This is a genomic window from Streptomyces sp. NPDC058985 (assembly GCF_042740985.1).
Lineage (GTDB): Bacteria > Actinomycetota > Actinomycetes > Streptomycetales > Streptomycetaceae > Streptomyces.
In genome coordinates, this window is the sequence record NZ_JBHYJX010000060.1 from 26,077 (window position 1) to 45,709 (window position 19,633).

Annotated in this window: 13 protein-coding genes; 8 read left to right on the top strand and 5 right to left on the bottom strand. The window is 73.0% G+C overall.

The annotated features are described in order from the left end of the window. Positions 1 to 2 precede the first annotated feature (2 nt). The 4 genes from ACFW01_RS34475 to ACFW01_RS34490 are packed head-to-tail and all read right to left on the bottom strand — an operon-like array spanning position 3 to position 3,595. On the bottom strand, positions 3 to 677 hold the full coding sequence (locus ACFW01_RS34475) for a response regulator (RefSeq protein ID WP_384510263.1): 675 nt from the start codon (positions 675 to 677) through the stop codon (positions 3 to 5). After that, positions 667 to 1,938 carry a sensor histidine kinase gene (locus ACFW01_RS34480; protein WP_384510266.1) on the bottom strand — a complete coding sequence of 424 codons (1,272 nt, stop codon included), beginning with the start codon at positions 1,936 to 1,938 and terminating at the stop codon, positions 667 to 669. The genes ACFW01_RS34475 and ACFW01_RS34480 overlap by 11 nt, the downstream gene beginning before the upstream one ends. Positions 1,939 to 1,946: 8 nt before the next feature. Continuing rightward, positions 1,947 to 2,696 carry an ABC transporter permease gene (locus ACFW01_RS34485; RefSeq protein WP_384510269.1) on the bottom strand — a complete coding sequence of 250 codons (750 nt, stop codon included), beginning with the start codon at positions 2,694 to 2,696 and terminating at the stop codon, positions 1,947 to 1,949. Beyond that, entirely contained in the window at positions 2,693 to 3,595 is a 903-nt protein-coding gene (locus ACFW01_RS34490; protein WP_234961237.1) for an ABC transporter ATP-binding protein, read from the bottom strand. Before ACFW01_RS34490 ends, ACFW01_RS34485 begins: the two co-directional genes overlap by 4 nt. Before the next feature lie 171 nt (positions 3,596 to 3,766). On the opposite strand from ACFW01_RS34490, the gene ACFW01_RS34495 reads away from it, so the two are divergent. The 7 genes from ACFW01_RS34495 to ACFW01_RS34525 all read left to right on the top strand — a co-directional run bounded on the left by ACFW01_RS34495 (position 3,767) and on the right by ACFW01_RS34525 (position 15,931). Further along, a complete protein-coding gene (locus tag ACFW01_RS34495) occupies positions 3,767 to 5,620 on the top strand; it encodes an ABC transporter ATP-binding protein (RefSeq protein WP_384510272.1) in 1,854 nt (617 codons plus the stop codon). Then, entirely contained in the window at positions 5,617 to 7,488 is a 1,872-nt protein-coding gene (locus ACFW01_RS34500) for an ABC transporter ATP-binding protein (RefSeq protein ID WP_384510275.1), read from the top strand. Before ACFW01_RS34495 ends, ACFW01_RS34500 begins: the two co-directional genes overlap by 4 nt. Before the next feature lie 38 nt (positions 7,489 to 7,526). Next, complete coding sequence (locus ACFW01_RS34505; protein WP_384510278.1) at positions 7,527 to 9,299, top strand: ABC transporter ATP-binding protein; 1,773 nt, start codon at positions 7,527 to 7,529, stop codon at positions 9,297 to 9,299. Further along, positions 9,296 to 11,065, top strand: coding sequence for an ABC transporter ATP-binding protein (locus tag ACFW01_RS34510; RefSeq protein ID WP_384510281.1), 1,770 nt, complete (start codon positions 9,296 to 9,298; stop codon positions 11,063 to 11,065). The genes ACFW01_RS34505 and ACFW01_RS34510 overlap by 4 nt, the downstream gene beginning before the upstream one ends. Positions 11,066 to 11,355: 290 nt before the next feature. Then, the gene (locus ACFW01_RS34515; RefSeq protein ID WP_234961242.1) at positions 11,356 to 13,407 is read left to right on the top strand and encodes a M4 family metallopeptidase; all 2,052 of its coding nucleotides are present in this window, start codon (positions 11,356 to 11,358) and stop codon (positions 13,405 to 13,407) included. 305 nt (positions 13,408 to 13,712) lie between these two features. Next, positions 13,713 to 15,350 carry a M4 family metallopeptidase gene (locus ACFW01_RS34520; RefSeq protein ID WP_384510284.1) on the top strand — a complete coding sequence of 546 codons (1,638 nt, stop codon included), beginning with the start codon at positions 13,713 to 13,715 and terminating at the stop codon, positions 15,348 to 15,350. Positions 15,351 to 15,421: 71 nt separating this feature from the next. Further along, positions 15,422 to 15,931: a DUF1990 domain-containing protein gene (locus tag ACFW01_RS34525; RefSeq protein ID WP_234961244.1), complete on the top strand. Its 510-nt coding sequence runs from the start codon at positions 15,422 to 15,424 to the stop codon at positions 15,929 to 15,931. Positions 15,932 to 15,977: 46 nt separating this feature from the next. Here ACFW01_RS34525 and ACFW01_RS34530 read toward each other — a convergent pair whose 3' ends face one another. After that, positions 15,978 to 18,596, bottom strand: a complete 2,619-nt coding sequence (locus ACFW01_RS34530) for a glycosyltransferase family 1 protein (RefSeq protein WP_384510287.1) — start codon at positions 18,594 to 18,596, stop codon at positions 15,978 to 15,980. Positions 18,597 to 19,010: 414 nt separating this feature from the next. On the opposite strand from ACFW01_RS34530, the gene ACFW01_RS34535 reads away from it, so the two are divergent. Beyond that, positions 19,011 to 19,633 (top strand): maltotransferase domain-containing protein (locus ACFW01_RS34535; protein WP_384510290.1); only part of this gene is annotated, 623 nt, incomplete at its 3' end.

Here is a 19,633-nt window from a genome sequence, read left to right on the forward strand (position 1 = left end):
GTTCAGCCGAGGATGCCCCGGTCGTACGCCGTCGCGACGGCCGCCGCCCGGTCGTTGACACCCAGCTTGGCGTAGAGGTGGGTGAGGTGGGTCTTCACGGTTGCCTCGCTGATGAACAGCTCCCGGGCGATCTCCTTGTTGGAGGTGCCGCGCGCCACCAGGGCGAGCACCTCGCGCTCGCGGGCGGAGAGGGGCTCGGCGCCGGGGGACTTCGGGGCGCGGACGGCGGAGACCAGGCGGGAGGCGACCGCCGGGGAGAGGACCGTGCGCCCCTGGGCCGCTGCGCGGACCGCGGTGAACAGGTCGTCGCGGGGTGCGTCCTTGAGGAGGTAGCCGGTCGCGCCGGCCTCGATCGCGGGCAGGGTGTCGGAGTCGGTGTCGTACGTGGTGAGCACGAGCACCCTCGCGCGGGCGCCGCGCCGGGCCAGCTCGCGGATGGCGTCCACGCCCGAACCGCCCGGCATCCGCAGGTCCATGAGGATCACGTCGGGGTCGAGCGCGGCGGCCCGTTCCAGCGCCTCGGAGCCGCCCGCCGCCTCACCGAGGACGCGGAAGCCGGGCGCGGACTCGAACATGCCGCGCAGGCCGTCGCGGACCACGGGGTGGTCGTCGACGATGAGCAGGGAGATCACGGCGTCATCGGCCATCGCGGCGGCGGACACTTCGTCATCGGTCATGGCGGACCAACGGTACGCGAGCCGAGACGGCCGTGCCGTACCCCGGTTCCGCCTCGACGGTGAGCGAACCGGCGATGCGCTCGGCGCGGGCCCGCATGCCGTCGAGACCGAAGCCGCCGCCGGGGGTGCGCTCCCGCGCGGTCAGCGGGTCGAAGCCCCGGCCGTCGTCGCGGATGTCGAGGGTGATCTCGTCGCCCATGTAGGAGAGGGTGACGCCCACCCGGTCGGCGGCCGCGTGCCGGGCCGTGTTGGACAAGGCCTCCTGGGCGATGCGCAGCAACGTGGCGGCCACCTCGTCGTGGAGGTGCTCGGCGGTGCCGGTGACGGTGAACCGGGCCTGGACGCCGGTGCGTCCGCCCCACTCGGCGACCGTCTTCTTCAGCGCGTCCGGCAGTCCGTCGTCGGCCAGCGCGACCGGCGACAGGTTGTGCACGGAGCGGCGGGCCTCGCCGAGGCCGTGCCGGGCCAGGGCGAGAGCTCGGTCCAGGTGCTCCCGGCCCAGTGCCGGGTCCGGGGTGGCCGCCACGACCTGGAGTTGGGCGATGATGCCGGTCAGGCCTTGGGCGAGGGTGTCGTGGATCTCGGCGGCCAGCCGCCTGCGCTCGTCGGCGACCCCGGCCTCCCGGGCCTGGACGAGGAGCTGGGCGTGGAGGGCGGCGTTCTCGTCGAGCGCCTGCTGCAGGGCGGTGTTGGTGCGCTCCAGTTCGGTGATGGTCTCGACGCGAACTCGGCTGCGGGCCTCCTCCGTCTCGGCGAGGCGGGCGAACACCACGAGGAGTACGACGTTGACCGCGAGTATCGCGCCGAAGAGCATCCATCCCGTCGCCTCGACCGGCGGCATCCCGCCCGACTGCGCGCCCGCGATCGTGACCGCCGTCAGGAACAGTCCCGGCTTCCGCAGCCGGGGCGGCAGCAGCCGGTCCACCCCGAAGTACCCGGCGTAGGCGTAGAAGCCGAAGAGCGGGTTGAGCCACACCAGGACGAAGGCGACGGTGCAGCGCACGAAGTAGAGGCACACGCTCACCGGGTTCGGGCCGGGGCGGGTGCGGGCCGTTCTCGTCCACCACAGCTGCATGCCGACCGCGACCGCGATCAGGGCGGCCGCGAGGTACCACTCGGGCGCGGTCATGCCGACCAGGTCGGAGGCGGCCACGGCGACGGCGGTGCCGACGGCGAGCAGGCCGTACGGCCCCCACTGGTGGAACGCCGTCCACTGGCGTTCGACGGTGCCCGCGTCGGTCATCGGGCCAGTGTCGGCCATCGGCCCGTTCATTCCCAGCGGAACCATCGCGAGGCCGCCGCGGTGAGCAGCGCCGTCCAGCCCACCAGCACCGCCAGGTGGGACCATCCCGGCCAGTCGCCGGCCGCGGCCTCGTTGAGGGCCTGCGCGGCGGCGCCGAAGGGGGTCCAGCCCACGATCCGGCCCAGCAGGTCCGGCATGGCCTGCACCGGCAGCCACACGCCCGCGCAGAACATCGCCGGGAACAACGCGGCCGACCCGATCGCACCGGCGATCTTCGTGGTGCGGGACAGCGCCGAGAGCACGGCGCCCAGGGAGAGCGCGGCGAGCGCGGCAAGGAGCAGTGCCAGGAGGTAGCCGAGGGGCTGCTCGGGCAGGCCCACGTCGAAGGCGATCCGCCCGACCGCGAGCGCGAGCAACGCCGAAACGAGGGCGGCCCCGCCGCACACCACCATCTGGGCGGACAGCAGCGCCGCCGGGCGCACCGGCGTGGCGGACATCCGGCGCAGGATGCCCCGCTCCCGGTAGCCGGTGAGGACCTGCGGCATGCCTTGGAGGCCGCCGACGGTCAGCCCGAGCAGCACGGCCACCGGCACGTAGGCGTCGACCGGGCGCAGACCATCGAAGGAGGGGTCGGCCTCGCGGAAGGACGGGATGGAACCGAGGATCACCAACAGCAGGGTCGGGAACACGAGCATCCAGAACAGGGCACCGGGTTCGCGGCGGAACAGACGCAGCTCGGTCCTCAGTACGGCGGTGTCGAAGACGTCGGTGGTCATGCGGTGGCCTCCGTGAGGTCCAGGAAGGCGTCGTCCAGCGTGGTGTCGGTGACGCGGAGCTGGTGCGCGGTGACGCGGGTGCGGGCGAGCAGGGTGATGACGGCGTTCACCGTCTCGTCCGTGCCGGACAGGGTGACGCGGCCGTCCTTGAACTCGGCGGAGGCGAGCTCCGGCAGCGCGCGCAGGTCCGCCTCGTCCAGCGGCGTGGACGGGGTGAAGCTGATGACGGTCGAGCCGGTCGAGCGCCGGATCAGCCCGGCCGGGGTGTCCAGCGCGGCGATACGGCCCCGGTCGATCACCGCGATCCGGTCGCACAGCCGCTGGGCCTCCTCCATGAAATGGGTGACCAGCAGGACGGTGACCCCGCCCGCGCGGATGTCCTCGATGAGCTGCCAGGTCTCCCGGCGGGCGCGCGGGTCGAGACCGGTGGTCAGCTCGTCCAGGACGACGACGCGCGGGTTGCCGACCAGGGCCAGCGCGATGAACAGGCGCTGCTTCTGGCCGCCGGAGAGCTTGGCGAACCGGGTGTCCAGCATCGGGACGAGGTCGAGGCGCTCGGCGAGCGGGCGCCACTCGGCGGGCTTCGGGTAGAAGGCGGCGTACAGCTCCAGGGCCTCGCGGACGGTGAGTTTGGGCTGGAGCTCGCTCTGCTGGAGCTGGGCGCCGAGGATCTCGGCGACCCGCCGGTGGTCGGCGACGGGGTCGAGCCCGGCGACCCGGACCCGGCCGCCGTCGGGGACGCGCAGTCCCTCGACGCACTCGACGGTGGTGGTCTTGCCGGCGCCGTTGGGGCCGAGGACGCCGAAGATCTCGCCTGCCTCGACGGCGAAGGACACACCGTCGACGACGGGACGGCCGCCGTAGGACTTGCGCAGGTCGGTGACTTCGATGACGGGCATGGCATTAGCGTCCCGGCGGGCAGGGGTCCGGCACATCGGCCGACGCGCTCGAAGGCGCATCAGCCGATCGGTTGATGCGCCGGTACGACCCCGGCGAGGCTTCCGTACGACCCCGGGCGGGCTCGAAAACTCGGTGGGCAGTGTCAGTGGTGAACCGTAGGCTCGCTGCTGATGCCCACGAAACCTGCCCCCGCCACGGATCTCGCCCCGGACATTGCCGGGAAGCGTTCCACCGTACGTGCCCTGCTGCGGCTGTGGCCCTATGTGCGGCCGGTGCGCGCGCGGTTGGGGACGGCCGCGGTGATAGCGATCCTCGCCTCCTGCGTGGGGCTGGTGATCCCCCTCGTCCTGAAGTGGATGGTGGACGGGCCGGTCGCCGACCGCGATCCGGCCGGCGTGTGGCTCGGGGCGCTGTACCTGCTGCTGCTCGGGCTGGCGGAGGCGCTGCTGTTCGGGTTGCGGCGGTGGATGGTGGCCCGTCCGCTGGCCGGCGTGGAGGCGGCGATGCGCGCGGACCTGTACGGGCGTCTGCAACGGCTGCCGGTGGCCTTCCACGACCGGTGGGCGTCGGGGCAGTTGCTGTCGCGCGGGACGACCGACCTGATGCTGCTGCGCATGTTCCTCGCCTTCCCGTTGACGTTCCTGCTGGTCAACGGGGTGACGATCCTGGTCGGCGTGGGCATCATGCTGGTCCAGGACTGGACGCTCGGCCTGGTCGTCCTCGGGCCCGCCATCCCCGTGATCGTCACCTGCGTGATCTTCGAGAAGAAGTACTCCGACGTGGCGCGGAAGGCGCAGGACCAGGTCGGGGATCTGACGACCGTGGTCGAGGAGAGCGTCCTCGGCATCCGGATCATCAAGGGGTTCGGCCGGCACCGCAGTCAGGCGCGGGCCTTCCACCAGCTGTCCCACAGGCTGCGCGGGACGGAACTGCGCAAGGCGCGGCTGCTGGCGTCCATCTGGGCCGTCATCGTCGTCCTGCCGGAGGTCGCGATCGGGGCGGCGCTGGTGGTCGGGTCGGTGCAGGTGGCGGACGGGTCGCTGTCGGCGGGGACGCTGGTGGCGTTCCTGTCCACCGCGCTGGCCCTGCGGTGGCCGGTGGAGTCCATCGGCTTCCTGCTTGCGATGAGCCAGGAGGCGGCGACGGCCACGGACCGGTACTTCGAGGTGATGGACGCCGATGTCGAGACGCAGGGCGCCGCTGCCCCCGCGGCCGCGCGACTGCCCGCGACCGAGCGGGCCGACGGCCTGCGGTTCGAGAACGTCCGGTTCCGGTACCCCGACGCGGCCCCCGACTCCCCGCCCCTGTTGACCGACGTCGACCTGCACATCCGGCCGGGTGAGTCCATGGCCCTGGTCGGCGCCACCGGCAGCGGCAAGACGACCCTGACCGCGCTCGTCCCGCGCCTGCACGAGGTGACCTCCGGACGGATCACGCTGGACGGCGAGGACATCACCGCGCTGTCCCGCGAGGAGCTGCGCTCGATGGTCGCCGTGGCCTTCGAGGAACCCACCCTCTTCTCGGCCACCGTCGGCGAGAACGTGCTGATGGGCGCGGGCGACGGCGCCGGGGACGAGGAGCTGGGCCGGGCGCTGTCGGTCGCGCAGGCCGACTTCGCGCACGCGCTCCCCCAGGGCACCGGCACCCAGGTCGGCGAGCAGGGCCTCAGCCTCTCCGGCGGCCAGCGCCAGCGCCTCGCGCTCGCCCGGGCCGTGGTCGGCAGACCGAGGTTCCTCGTCCTGGACGACCCGCTGTCCGCCCTCGACGTGCACACCGAGGCCGCCGTGGAGGCCGCCCTGCGCGACGTCCTCGCGGACACCACCGCCCTGATCGTGGCCCACCGCCCCTCCACCGTCATGCTCGCCGACCGTGTCGCCCTGCTCTCCGGGGGCCGCATCGCGGCCGTCGGCACCCATCACGAACTGCTGCGCGGCAACGCCGAGTACGCCCACCTGATGTCCGGGCTCGACGGGCACGAGGTGCCCGACGCGCCCGGGGGACTCCAGAAGGAGGACGCCCGATGACCGCGCCCACGGCCTCCGCGCCGGACCGGGAGCAGCCGGACGGCGCGGACCCGGCCGGGGGCGGGGCACGCGCGGACGGGGACCTGTTCGACCAGGACGTCCTGCCCAGCCCGCCCGGCGCGACCGGCAGCCTGCTGCGCTCCCTGCTGGCGCCCCTGAAGGCCCGCGTCGCCCTGACCACCGTTCTCCTGCTGCTCCAGCAGGCGGCGGTGCAGGCGGGCCCGCTGCTGGTGGCGTACGCCATCGACCACGCGGTGCCGGCGCTGCGGGACGACGACCACGGACCGCTGGTCGCGGTGGGCGCCGGCTTCCTGCTGTGCTCGCTGGCGGCGGGCGGCCTCCAGTACGCGTTCATCGCGGCGGCCGCCCGGGTCAGCCAGGACGTCCTCCTCGACCTGCGCGGGCGGATCTTCCGGCACGCGCAGGCGCTGAGCGTCGACTTCCACGAGCGCTACACCTCGGGCCGGCTCATCTCCCGCTCCACCACGGACGTGGAGTCCCTGCGCGAACTGCTCGACGAGGGACTCCAGGAGCTGGTGACGGTCATCCTCTCCTTCGTCTACATCGCTGCCCTGCTGCTCTGGCTGGACCTCGGTCTGGGCGCGGTCGCGGTGGCCTCGTTCGTGCCGCTGTACGCGCTGGTGCGGCTGTACCGGCGGCGCGCCGCGCGGGTGTACCGGCACCGGTCCACGGCGATCGCGGCGGTGATCGTGAAGTTCGTGGAGACGATGAACGGCATCCGCCCGGTGCGCGCCTTCCGCCGGGAGGCCGCCAACGACGCCGACTTCGCGGCCTTGAACCGGCGCCACGAGCGGACCAACGGCGACGCCCTCCTGGAGATGGCCCGCTACGTCGTCGGGTCCCGGCTGGTCGCCAACACGGCCGTCGCGGGCATGGTGCTGTGGGGCGCCTACCGGGTCGCGGGCGGCACGCTGGCGCTCGGTGTGCTGGCGGCGTCGGTGCTGTACCTGCGGCGGCTGTACGACCCGATCGACCGGCTCGGCATGTTCCTGAACTCGTACCAGTCGGCGGCCGCCTCCCTGGAGAAGATCGCCGGGCTGCTGGCGCAGACGCCCTCGGTGCCCGAGCCGGCCGCACCGAAGGAGCTGCCGCCGGCGGTCTCCGGGCACCCCGGCCGCGAGGTGGTCTTCGACGCGGTGAGCTTCGGGTACCGCACCGGCGGCGAGGTGCTGCCCCGTTTCGCCCTGACGCTCCCGGCCGGGCAGACGGTCGCCGTCGTGGGGTCGACCGGCGCGGGCAAGTCGACGCTGGCCAAGCTGCTCGCCCGGTTCTACGACCCCTCCGACGGGCGGGTCCTGCTCGACGGCGTCGACCTGCGCGACCTGGCGGTGCCCGAGCTGCGGCGCGGGGTGGTGATGGTGACGCAGGAGGCGTTCCTGTTCTCCGGCACGGTCGCCGACAACATCGCGATCGGCCGGCCGGAGGCGACGCGGGAGGAGATCGAGCGGGCCGCGAAGGCGATCGGCGCCCACGACTTCATCGCCGCGCTGCCGGACGGCTACGACACCGACGTCCGCAAGCGCGGTGGCCGCATCTCCGCCGGCCAGCGGCAACTGGTGGCGTTCGCGCGGGCGTTGCTCGCGGATCCCGCGGTGCTGATCCTGGACGAGGCGACCAGCTCGCTGGACGTGCCCGGCGAGCGCGCGGTGCAGCGGGCGATGACGACGGTGCTGAAGGGCCGTACGGCGGTGGTGATCGCGCACCGGCTGTCGACCGTGGCGATCGCGGACCGGGTGCTGGTCATGGAGCACGGCCGGATCGTGGAGGACGGCTCCCCGGACGAACTGATCGCCGGCACGGGCCGGTTCGCGGATCTGCACCGGGCATGGCGGGACAGCCTCGCGTGAGCACGGGCGGGCCTCGGGCCTGAGGGGGGAGTTCATCGGTGATCGACGCGTACGAGGATCCCGGCACGCCGGACCACCGGGGAGGCTGGCGGTACCTGGCCTGGCTGGTCGTGCGGCAGTGGCGGCGCTGTCTGGCGGGTGCGGTGCTCGCCAGTACCTGGATGGTGCTGCTGGCGGCGACGCCGTACCTGATGGCGCGGGCCGTCGACCACGGCCTGCAGCCGGGTGACCTGGGCGCGCTGGCGGGCTGGACGGGAGCGCTGGTCGGGGTCGGCGTGGTCAACGCCTGGCTGGGCATGCTGCGGCACCGCACGATGACGCTGGTGCGGCTGGACGCCAACTTCCGCACGGTCAAGGTGGTCGTGGGACACGCCACGCGGCTGGGCGCCGCGCTGCGCGGACAGGTGGGGACCGGCGAGGTCGTCACCATCGGGGTGGGCGACGTGCAGACCATCAGCACCTCGCTGACGGCCGTGGGGCCGGGCATCGGGGCGGTCGTCGCGTACGCGGCGGTCGGCGGACTGATGCTGTCGGTGTCGACGCGGCTCGCCCTGGTGGTGCTGATCGGGGTGCCGGTGCTCGGGGTGCTGCTGGGCCCGCTCATGGGGCGCCTCCAGGGCCGGGAGACCGACTACCGGGAAGGGCAGGCGGTGCTGACCGCGCGGATCGGCGACCTCGCGGGCGGGCTGCGGGTGCTGAACGGGCTGGGCGGCAAGGGCCTGGTCGCGGACGCGTTCCGCCGGGACTCGGGGCGGCTGCGCGAGCGCGGCTACCGGGTCGGGGCGGTGACCAGCTGGATCCAGGCCCTCGGGGTGGGGCTGCCGGTGCTGTTCCTGGCGCTGGTCACCTGGCTGGGCGCCCGGCAGGCAGTGCAGGGGCACATCAGCGTCGGCGAACTGGTGTCGGTGTACGGCTATGTGGTCGCGCTGGGCTGGCCGGTGTCGTTCCTCATCGAGATGGGCCACCAGCTCAGCCGGGGTGTGGTGGCCGCCCGCCGGGTGGTCGCCTTCCTGCGCCTGGAACCCGAGCCGGACACCGGCACCCGGGACGCCCCCGCCGAGCCCTCGGCGCTGTACGACCCGGCCTCCGGCGTACGCGTCCTCCCCGGCCGGCTGACCGCGCTGGCCGGCTCCCACCCCACCGACGCCGCCGAGGTCATCGACCGCCTGGGCCGCTACACCCCGTCCGACGCGACCTGGGGCGACGTCCCGCTGTCCGACATCCCCCTCCCCCGGATCCGCTCCCGCATCCTGGTCGCCGAAGCGGAGGCGGACCTGTTCGCGGGCGTCTTGCGCTCGATGATCGGCGATACGGACAACGCCCCCAGGGGCGCGGGGAACTGCGCGACAAGCCACGACGCACCCGCACCCGCCCGACAACAGAACCACGCAGACGATACGGCGCACCTCAAGGCCCTCCACGCAGCCGCCGCCGACGACATACTCCAGTCCCTCCCCGACGGACTAGACACCCCCGTCGCCGCCCAGGGCAACACCCTCTCCGGCGGCCAGAGACAACGCATCCGCCTGACCCGCGCCCTCCTCACCGCACCGGAGGTGCTCCTCGCCGTGGAACCGACCTCCGCCCTGGACGCCCACACCGAGGCTCTCGTCGCGACCCGCCTCCGAGACGCCCGCGAGGGCCGCACGACCGTGGTGGCGTCCACCTCCCCCCTCGTGCTGGACCGCGCCGACACGGTGGTGTACCTGGTCGACGGCAAGGTGGCCGCCACCGGCACCCACCGCGAACTCCTCACCACGGAACCGGGATACCGCGCGCTGGTCGCTCGGGACGAGGAGGCGGTCCGATGACGCCCGCGGGACAACTCCCCGTCGCCGACCGCGCCGACGTCCGGCGCGCCGCGGCCCGGCTGCTCGGCGAGGACCGCCGCGCCCTCGCCACCGTCCTCGGCCTCAACGCACTGGCCGCCGCGGCCGGACTGGCCGGCCCGTGGCTGCTGGGCCGGATCGTCGACGAGGTGCGCGCCGGCGGCGGGGTCGGCGCCGTGGACCGGATGGCGCTCGCCATTCTGGTCTGCTCGCTGGCGCAGCTGCTGCTGGCCCGCTGGGCCCGCTACGTGGGCCACCGCTTCGGGGAGCGGACACTCGCCCGGGTGCGGGAGCGGTACGTGGACCGGGCGCTCGCCCTGCCCGCGTCAGTGGTGGAGCGGGCCGGCACCGGTGACCTGACGACCCGCGGCACCGCCGACGTGACCACCGTCGGCACGACGCTGCGCGACGCGGGACCCGAGCTGCTGGTCAACTCGGTGCAGGCGCTGTTCCTCATGGCCGCGGTGTTCGTGCTGGACCCGCTGCTCGGCGTGGTCGGGGTGCTGGGGCTGACGCCGGCCTGGGTCGCGCTGCGCTGGTACCTGCGCCGGGCGCGGGCCGCCTACCTCGCCGAGGGCGCGGCGACTTCGGAGGTCGCGGAGAGCCTGTCCGCCACGGTGGCGGGGGCCCGCACGGTCGAGGCGTTCCACCTGGCCGCCCGGCGCGTGTCGGCCAACCGGGAGGCGCTGGAGGTCTCGCGCCGCACCCGGATGCGGACGCTGTTCCTGCGCAGCGTGTTCTTCCCGGCGGTGGACGTCTCCTACGTCCTGCCGGTGGCGGGCGTCCTGCTGTGCGGCGGGTTCCTGCACGCGCGCGGGTCGGTGAGCCTCGGGGCGGTGGTGGCGTGCGCCGTGTACCTCCAGCAGCTGGCCGGGCCGCTCGACGAGGTGCTGATGCGGACCGAGCAGCTCCAGGCCGGCGCCGCCTCCTTCGCCCGGGTGGAGGGGCTGGCCCGGGCCCCGCGGGCGGAGGCGGACGAGTCGGCGGTCCCGGCGGACGACCGCATCGACGTCCGGGGGGCGCGGTACGCCTACGAGCGGGGCGGCGAGGTGCTGCGCGGCGTGGACCTGACCGTGCGGCCGGGCGAGCGGCTGGCGGTCGTCGGCCCGTCGGGCGCCGGCAAGACCACGCTGAGCCGGCTCCTCGCAGGCGTCGACGCGCCGACCGCCGGCTCGGTGACGGTGGGCGGGGTGCCCGTGGTCGCCCTCGGTCCCGAGCGGCTGCGCCGCCAGGTCGTGCTGGTCACCCAGGAGCACCACGTGTTCCTGGGCACGGTCCGGGACAATCTCCTGATCGCCGAACCGGACGCCGGGGACGGTGAGTTGTGGGCGGCGCTCACCGCGGTGGGCGCCGAGTCCTGGGTGCGGGAGCTGCCCGGGGGCCTGGACACCGAGCTGGGCGCGAAGGGGCACCGGACGGACGGCTCGCAGGCCCAGCAGCTCGCCCTGGCCCGGGTGGTGCTGGCCGACCCGCACACGCTGATCCTGGACGAGGCCACCGCCCTGCTCGACCCGACGACGGCCCGGCACACCGAGCGGGCGCTCGCCGCGGTGCTCGCGGGCCGTACGGTCATCGCCATCGCGCACCGGCTGCACACCGCGCACGACGCGGACCGGGTGGCCGTGATGGAGGGCGGCCTGCTGACGGAACTGGGCACGCACGACGAACTGGTGACGGCAGGCGGGGCCTATGCGGCGCTGTGGGGTTCCTGGCACGGAGAGCCGTCCGAGCGGGTGGCTACTGACTGAGCGGGCAGTCAGTAGCGGCTCCCGGGAGACGGTTCCGTTTATCGAACGTGAACTCCCGGTCAACGAACCATTTCCAGCCAACTTACTGACGCGCCCCTGACAAAGAGGGCGTACTCCTGCCACTCTTCCGTCGGTCCCTTCACAGCGCCCCCACAGCTTCCTCACGAGCGTTGTGCGGCGACCAGCTCCCGCACGTGATCTCTGCGTATCGCACAGTTCCGCCCGGCCGGCCACCCGCCGACCGGTCTCCCCTGGCCGCGCACCCCGCGGCCACGCAGAAGGAGTCGGTGTTGAGCAGCAGTTCTCCCCACAGACGCACCTCCCACACCACGTCCCACACCCCCTCCCGCCGCGTCGCCCACCGGCGTGCCGCGGCGGTCGCGCTGGCCGGTGTCGCCGCGCTGATCGCCACCGCGGTGCAGTCCGGCGCCGCCACCGCCGCGCCCGCCCAGGCCCCCGCACCGGGTGCCGAGTCGGTCACGCTGACCCCGGCCCAGCGCGCCGAGCTGATCCGCGACGCCAACGCCACCAAGGCCGAGACCGCCGGCGACCTGGGGCTGGGCGCCAAGGAGAAGCTGGTCGTCCGCGACGTGGTCAAGGACCGCGACGGCACGCTGCACACCCGCTACGAGCGGACCTACGACGGGCTGCCCGTCCTCGGCGGCGACCTGGTCGTCACCAGCGACGCCGGGCAGACCGAGCGGGTGGTGAAGGCCACGTCGAAGGCGATCAGGCCGGCCACGGTGACGCCGAGGATATCCGCCGGCAAGGCTGAGCAGCAGGCCGTGTCCGTCGCGAAGGCCGCCGGAGCCGAGGGCGCACAGGCCGACCGGGCCCCGCGCAAGGTGGTCTGGGCGGCGCAGGGCACCCCGGTGCTGGCGTACGAGACGGTCGTGGGCGGCCTCCAGGAGGACGGCACCCCGAACGAGCTGCACGTGATCACCGACGCCGCCACCGGCGCCAAGCTCTTCGAGTACCAGGCGATCCACAACGGCACCGGCAACACCATGTACAGCGGCACGGTGACGCTGGGCACCGCGCAGTCCGGGTCGTCGTACACGCTGACCGACACCACGCGCGGCAACCACAAGACGTACAACCTCAACCGAGGCACGTCCGGCACGGGCACGCTCTTCTCCGGCCCCGACGACGTCTGGGGCAACGGCCAGCCCTCGAACGCCGAGACCGCCGGCGCCGACGCCCACTACGGGGCCGCGCTGACCTGGGACTACTACAAGAACGTCCACGGCCGGTCCGGCATCCGCGGCGACGGGGTGGCCGCCTACTCGCGCGTCCACTACGGCAACAACTACGTCAACGCCTTCTGGTCGGACAGCTGCTTCTGCATGACGTACGGCGACGGTTCGGGCAACGCCAACCCGCTGACGTCGATCGACGTGGCCGCGCACGAGATGACGCACGGCGTCACCTCCAACACCGCGGGCCTGATCTACAGCGGCGAGTCCGGCGGGCTCAACGAGGCCACCTCCGACATCTTCGGCGCGGCCGTCGAGTTCCACGCGAACAACTCCAGCGACGTCGGTGACTACCTCATCGGCGAGGAGATCGACATCAACGGCGACGGCACGCCGCTGCGCTACATGGACAAGCCGAGCAAGGACGGCGCGTCCAAGGACTCCTGGTACTCGGGCATCGGCAACATCGACGTCCACTACTCCTCGGGCCCGGCCAACCACTTCTTCTACCTGCTGAGCGAGGGCAGCGGCACCAAGACCATCAACGGTGTCACCTACGACTCGCCCACCTCGGACGGCCTCCCGGTCACCGGCATCGGCCGCGACAAGGCGGCGAAGATCTGGTTCCGTGCGCTGACCACGAAGTTCACCTCGACCACCAACTACGCGGCGGCGCGCACCGGCACCCTCGCGGCCACCGGTGAGCTGTACGGCACCGACAGCACCGAGTACAAGCGGGTGCAGGACGCGTGGGCGGGCATCAACGTCGGTTCCCGCTCCGGCGGCGGCGGTGGCGGCACCTCCTTCGAGAACGCCGCCGACGTGGCGATCCCGGACAACGGCGCGGCCGTCACCTCGTCGGTCGCCGTGACGGGCCGGGCGGGCAACGCGCCGGCCAACCTCCAGGCTGGGGTGGACATCGTGCACACCTGGCGGGGTGACCTGGTGATCGACCTGCTGGCCCCGGACGGGACCGCGTACCGCCTGAAGAACTCCAGTTCCTCGGACTCGGCGGACAACGTGAACCAGACGTACACGGTGAACGCCTCCTCGGAGACCGCCAACGGCACCTGGAAGCTGCGCGTCCAGGACGTGGCGGCCCGGGACACCGGGTACATCGACTCCTTCAAGCTCACCTTCCCGTAGGCCCGCACGCGGGGCCCCACGGTCAGGGCGCCGTCCCGGTGGTTCGAATCCCCGGGGCGGCGCCCTCCCGCGTCCCCCTCCTTTTTGCCAAGGCCATACGCACCGAGGGTTGCCGCTTTGCCGAGGTCACGCGGGTTCACACACCCGCAACATTCACCCGGACGTCAACTTTCGGCCAACATCATTCGACCCTCCTGACATGTACGCGCCCCGGGTGTCAGTCTTCGGTGATCCACCGCACAACTTCGCAGTCAACTCCGGCCGGACACCCCACGCCGACCGGACCCCCCACCGAAGGAGTCTGTGTGTCCCCCCACTTCGCGCGCCACAAGCGCACCGCCCTCTCCCTCGCCACCGCGGTCGCCGCCGGCGCACTGCTCAGCACCGCCCTGGGCACGGGCAGCGCCACCGCGAGCCCGGCCCTCCCGGGCGCCCCCCTCCTGCTGTCGGACACCGCCCGCACCGCGCTCATCCAGGAGCAGCAGGCCGGCGCGGCCGGCACCGCGCGCGAGATAGGCCTCGGCGCCAAGGAGAAGCTGGTCGTCAAGGACGTGGTCAAGGACCGCGACGGCACCGTGCACACCCGCTACGAGCGCACCTACGACGGCCTGCCCGTCCTCGGCGGCGACCTCGTGGTGCACCGCTCGGAGTCCGGCGCGGCCGAGGGCGTGACCAGAGCGACGAAGGCCGCCGTCGAGGTCGCCACCGTGACGCCGAAGGTCGACGCGGCCAAGGCCGAGCGACAGGCGCTGTCCGCCGCCGAGGACGCCGGTTCGTCGAAGACGGCGGCCGACTCCGCGCCCCGCAAGGTGATCTGGGCGGCCACCGGCAAGCCCGTGCTCGCCTACGAGACCGTGGTCGGCGGCCTCCAGGACGACGGCACCCCGAACGAGCTGCACGTGATCACCGACGCCGCCACCGGCGCGAAGCTGTACGAGTACCAGGGCATCGAGACCGGCTCCGGCAAGAGCCTGTACTCGGGCGAGGTGACGCTCGGCACCACCAAGTCGGGCTCGTCGTACCAGCTGTACGACACCGGACGCGGCGGCCACAAGACGTACAACCTGGCCCGCTCCACCTCCGGCACCGGCACCCTGTTCACCGACGCGGACGACGCGTGGGGCACCGGCACCGCCTCCGCCGACGCCAAGGACCAGACCGCCGCCGTCGACGCCGCCTACGGCGCGCAGACCACGTGGGACTTCTACAAGGACACCTTCGGCCGCAGCGGCATCAAGAACGACGGCAAGGCGGCCTACTCCCGCGTCCACTACGGCAACAACTACGTCAACGCCTTCTGGTCCGACGCCTGCTTCTGCATGACCTACGGCGACGGCACGGGCAACACCAACCCGCTCACCTCGCTGGACGTCGCCGGACACGAGATGAGCCACGGTGTCACCTCCAACACCGCGGGCCTCAACTACAGCGGCGAGTCCGGCGGCCTCAACGAGGCGACCAGCGACATCTTCGGCACCGGGGTGGAGTACTTCGCGAAGAACTCCGCCGACAAGGGCGACTACCTCATCGGCGAGAAGATCGACATCAACGGCGACGGCACCCCGCTGCGCTACATGGACAAGCCCAGCAAGGACGGCGCGTCCAAGGACTACTGGTCCTCCGGCCTCGGCGGCGTCGACGTGCACTACTCCTCGGGCCCGGCCAACCACTTCTTCTTCCTGCTGGCCGAGGGCAGCGGGGCGCGGACGGTCGACGGGGTGCAGTACGACTCCCCGACCTCCGACGGCTCCACCGTCACCGGCATCGGCCGCGAGAAGGCGCTGCAGATCTGGTACAAGGCGCTGACCACGTACATGACGTCGACGACGAACTACAAGGCGGCGCGTACGGCGACCCTGAGCGCGGCCTCCGACCTGTACGGCGCCGACAGCACCGAGTACGAGACGGTGGGCGCGGCCTGGACCGCGATCAACGTGAGCTGACCCCGTCCCAACACGCGGCGGACGGCACCCGGGACCAGCGGTTCCCGGGTGCCGTCCTAGTCTTGGTGCCCATGTCCTTCACGTACGACGACGTCGGCGCCACCCGCGAGCAGGGCCACTGCCCGCCCGGCTTCCGCCATATGCACGTACGCACCCGCCTCGGTGAGGGCGAACCGGTGTTCCAGCGGGCCGTGGAGGCCGTCCTCACCTGGGAGATGCACCGGGAGATGGGCGTCGGCATCGACGCGAGCGCGGAGCGGGCCGCGCCGGGCGTCGACGTCACCGTCACCCTCGCCGGGATGATCAAGGCGCCCTGCCGGGTGGTGTGGACGCTGGACGAACCCCGCCGGGCCGGCTGGGCCTACGGCACCCTGCCCGGTCACCCGGAGTCCGGCGAGGAGGCCTTCGTGGTGGACCGCACGGGTGACGGCACGGTGTGGCTGACCGTGAACGCCTTCAGCCGGCCCGCCAAGTGGTACGCCAAGGCCGGCGGTCCGGCCGCCCGGGCCTTCCAGCACGCCTACGCCCGCCGGTGCGGCACCGTGCTGCGACGGCTGAGCGGCGGCGACGAGGAGGACTGAACGCCCTGCCCCGGCCGCCGCCACCCGGCCATCGGGCCGTAGGGGCTCACCTCATCAGCAGCCCCGCCGCCTGGGCCAGGTCGTCGGAGGGCACCGCCACGAGTCCCGTCTCCGCGCCGGACGCCAGCAGGCGGTGCGCGGGCAGCACGCGGACCGTGTAGCCGAACGGGCCCGTGCGGTCCAGGGCCAGCGGGCCCTCGTACACCCAGCGGCCCTCCAGGTCGGGCCCGCCGACCGGCTTCAGCGGCACCTTCGACGCGTCGGTGATCCGGTCCTCGGAGTCCACCCGCCCGGAGACCGCCTGCACCTCGACGTCCTCCGGCGCGAGATCGCCCAGCTTCACCCGCACCCGCAGCCCGAGCGTCGAGCCCAGCTCCGCCAGCGCGGTGGCGGAGCCCGTCTCCACGTGGTCGACGCTCACGCCGGGCCAGGCGGCCCGTACCCGGGTCTTCCACTCGGCGAGGCCGCGGGCGGAGTCCGGGTCCATCGCGCGGTGGGCCTCGGCGGCCGGGGCGTAGAGCCGCTCGACGTACTCGCGGACCATGCGGCCGGCCAGCACCTTCGGCCCGAGCAGGCTGAGGGTCTTGCGGACCATCTCGATCCACCGGTCCGGCAGCCCGCTCGCGGCCCGCTCGTAGAAGCGGGGGGTCACCCGCTGCTCTAGCAGGTCGTAGAGGGCGGCGGCCTCTATGGCGTCGCGCCGGTCCGGGTCGGTACCCGCGCCGTCGGCGGTGGGGATCGCCCAGCCGAAGTCGGGCTGGAACCACTCGTCCCACCAGCCGTCGAGGACCGACAGGTTGAGGCAGCCGTTGAGCGCCGCCTTCATGCCGGAGGTGCCGCACGCCTCCAGGGGCCGCAGAGGGTTGTTCAGCCAGATGTCGCAGCCCGGGTAGAGCTTCTGCGCCATCGCCATGCCGTAGTCGGGCAGGAACACGATGCGGTGCCGCACCCGCGGGTCGTCCGCGAACCGCACCAGCTCCTGGACCAGCCGCTTGCCGCCGTCGTCGGCCGGGTGCGCCTTGCCTGCGACGACGATCTGGATCGGCCGCTCGGGGTGGAGCAGCAGGTCCATCAGCCGGTCGCGGTCGCGCAGCATCAGCGTCAGCCGCTTGTACGACGGCACGCGCCGCGCGAAGCCGATGGTGAGCACGTCCGGGTCGAGGACGTCGTCGATCCAGCCCAGCTCTGCGGTCCCGGCGCCGCGCTGCCGCCAGGAGGCGCGCAGCCGCTCCCGCACCTCCTCGACCAGCTGCTCGCGCAGGGTGCGGCGCAGCTCCCAGATGTCCTGGTCGGGGATGTCGGCGACCGAGTCCCAGCGGTCCGAGCCGCCGACGGCCATCGCGTCCTCGGCCCGCTGCGCGCCGATCTGCCGGGCGCCGAGCCGGAACACCTCGGGCGCCACCCAGGTCGGGGCGTGCACGCCGTTGGTCACGGAGGTGATCGGCACCTCGTCGGCGTCGAAGCCGGGCCAGAGCCCGGCGAACATGGAGCGGCTGACCCCGCCGTGCAGCAGGGAGACGCCGTTGGCCCGCTGGGCCAGCCTGAGGCCCATCACGGCCATGTTGAACAGGTTGGGTTCGCCGCCGGGGTAGGTCTCCATGCCGAGTCGCAGGATGCGCTCGACGTCGATGCGCGGCAGTTCCGAGTCGGGGCCGAAGTGGCGGGCGACCAGCTCGCGGTCGAAGCGGTCGATGCCGGCCGGCACGGGGGTGTGGGTGGTGAACACGGTCCCGGCCCGCACCGCCTCCAGCGCCGAGCCGAACTCAAGCCCTTCGTCGCAGAGTTCGGCGATGCGTTCAAGACCAAGGAAGCCGGCGTGGCCCTCGTTGGTGTGGAACACCTCGGGACCGGCGTGGCCGGTGAGCCGGCAGTACGTGCGCACCGCCCGGACACCTCCTATGCCGAGCAGCATCTCCTGGAGGAGCCGGTGCTCGCTGCCGCCGCCGTAGAGCCGGTCGGTGACGCCCCGTTCGCCGAGGTCGTTCTCCTCGACGTCCGAGTCGAGGAGCAGCAGGGGCACCCGGCCGACCTGGGCCAGCCAGACGCGCGCCCGCAGCTCCCGGCCGCCGGGCAGGGCGAGGGCGACGTGGGCGGGGGTGCCGTCGGGCTCCTTGAGGAGGGCCAGGGGCAGCTCGTGGGGGTCGAGGACGGGGTAGTGCTCCTGCTGCCAGCCGTCCCGGGAGAGGGACTGCCGGAAATAGCCGTGCCGGTAGAGCAGGCCGACGCCGATGAGCGGCACGCCCAGGTCGCTGGCCGCCTTGAGGTGGTCGCCGGCCAGGATGCCGAGCCCCCCGGAGTACTGGGGCAGGGCGGCGGTGATGCCGAACTCGGGCGAGAAGTAGGCGACGGCGGCGGGCAGTCGGCCGGACTGGGCCTGGTACCAGCGGTCGCCGGTCATGTAGTGGTCGAGGTCGTCGGCCACCGAGGTCAGCCGGCGCAGGAAGCGCCGGTCCTCGGCCAGCTCCGCGAGGCGCGCGGGCGGCACGGTGCCGAGCAGTCTCACCGGGTCGCGGCCGGACGAGGCCCAGCACGCGGGGTCGACGGACTGGAAGAGGTCACGGGTCTCCGGGTGCCAGGACCAGCGCAGATTGCGGGCCAGGTCACTGAGCGGCCGGAGGGGGTCGGGGAGAACGGGACGGACGGTCAGTCGACGGATCGCCTTCACCCCCACGACGTTACCGGGGCGATGTGTCCGTCGGCGGGGGCTTCGCCCGCCGGCCTCCGATTCGGCCTGAACGGCCGCGCCGGGAAACGCCGGACGGGCTAATGCGGACCGGCCCGCCGATATGGCCGGATCTCCTCCTGTCGGCCTTCTTGTGGCACTTCGCCCCGGCGCGAAAGGCTGCACATGTCGCGAAGGCGCTGATTGCGGCAACGACATCCGGGAAGGCGTGGGGACAGGCCCGTCGTGCGTGTCGGCGCGTCATGTATGTCGACATACGCGCGAGTAGTTAACAAAGTGCCGGATTGCCCACCAGAAGAGTGTGGGAAGGCTCCTGCGGTACGCCCCGCACGCATCCGCAGGACCCACCTCCCCAGAGTCATCCGCCCACCCATGTTGACGCGGACAGGAGCGGTCATGCCCGCCACGCACCACTCGTCACCGACCGAGCCGGACAGCACCGGCGCGGACCGGACCACCTCCGTCGGACGCATCCCCGTCCTGGACGTCCGCCCGGTCGTCCGGCAGGGACGCCGGCCCGCCAAGGCCGTCACCGGCGAGTCCTTCGAGGTCTCCGCCACCGTGTTCCGCGAGGGCCACGACGCGGTCGCCGCCAACGTCGTCCTCAGAGACCCGCGGGGCCGGCCGGGGCCCTGGACACCGATGCGGGAGCTGGCACCCGGCACCGACCGCTGGGGGGCGACCGTCACCGCGGGTGAGCCCGGCACGTGGTCGTACACCGTGGAGGCGTGGGGCGACCCCATCTCCACCTGGCGGCACCACGCGCGCATCAAGATCCCGGCCGGGATGGACACCTCCCTGGTCCTCGACGAGGGCGTCCGGCTGTACGAGCGCGCCGCCGCCGACGTGCCCCGGACCGAGGACCGGCGGGTGCTGCTGGCCGCCGTCGAGGCACTGCGGGACGAGACCCGGCCGGCCGCCGCGCGGCTGGCGGCGGCGTTGACGCCGGAGGTGGACGCGGTGCTGGCCCGCCATCCGCTGCGCGAGCTGGTCACCTCCTCCGACCCGCTGCCCCTGCT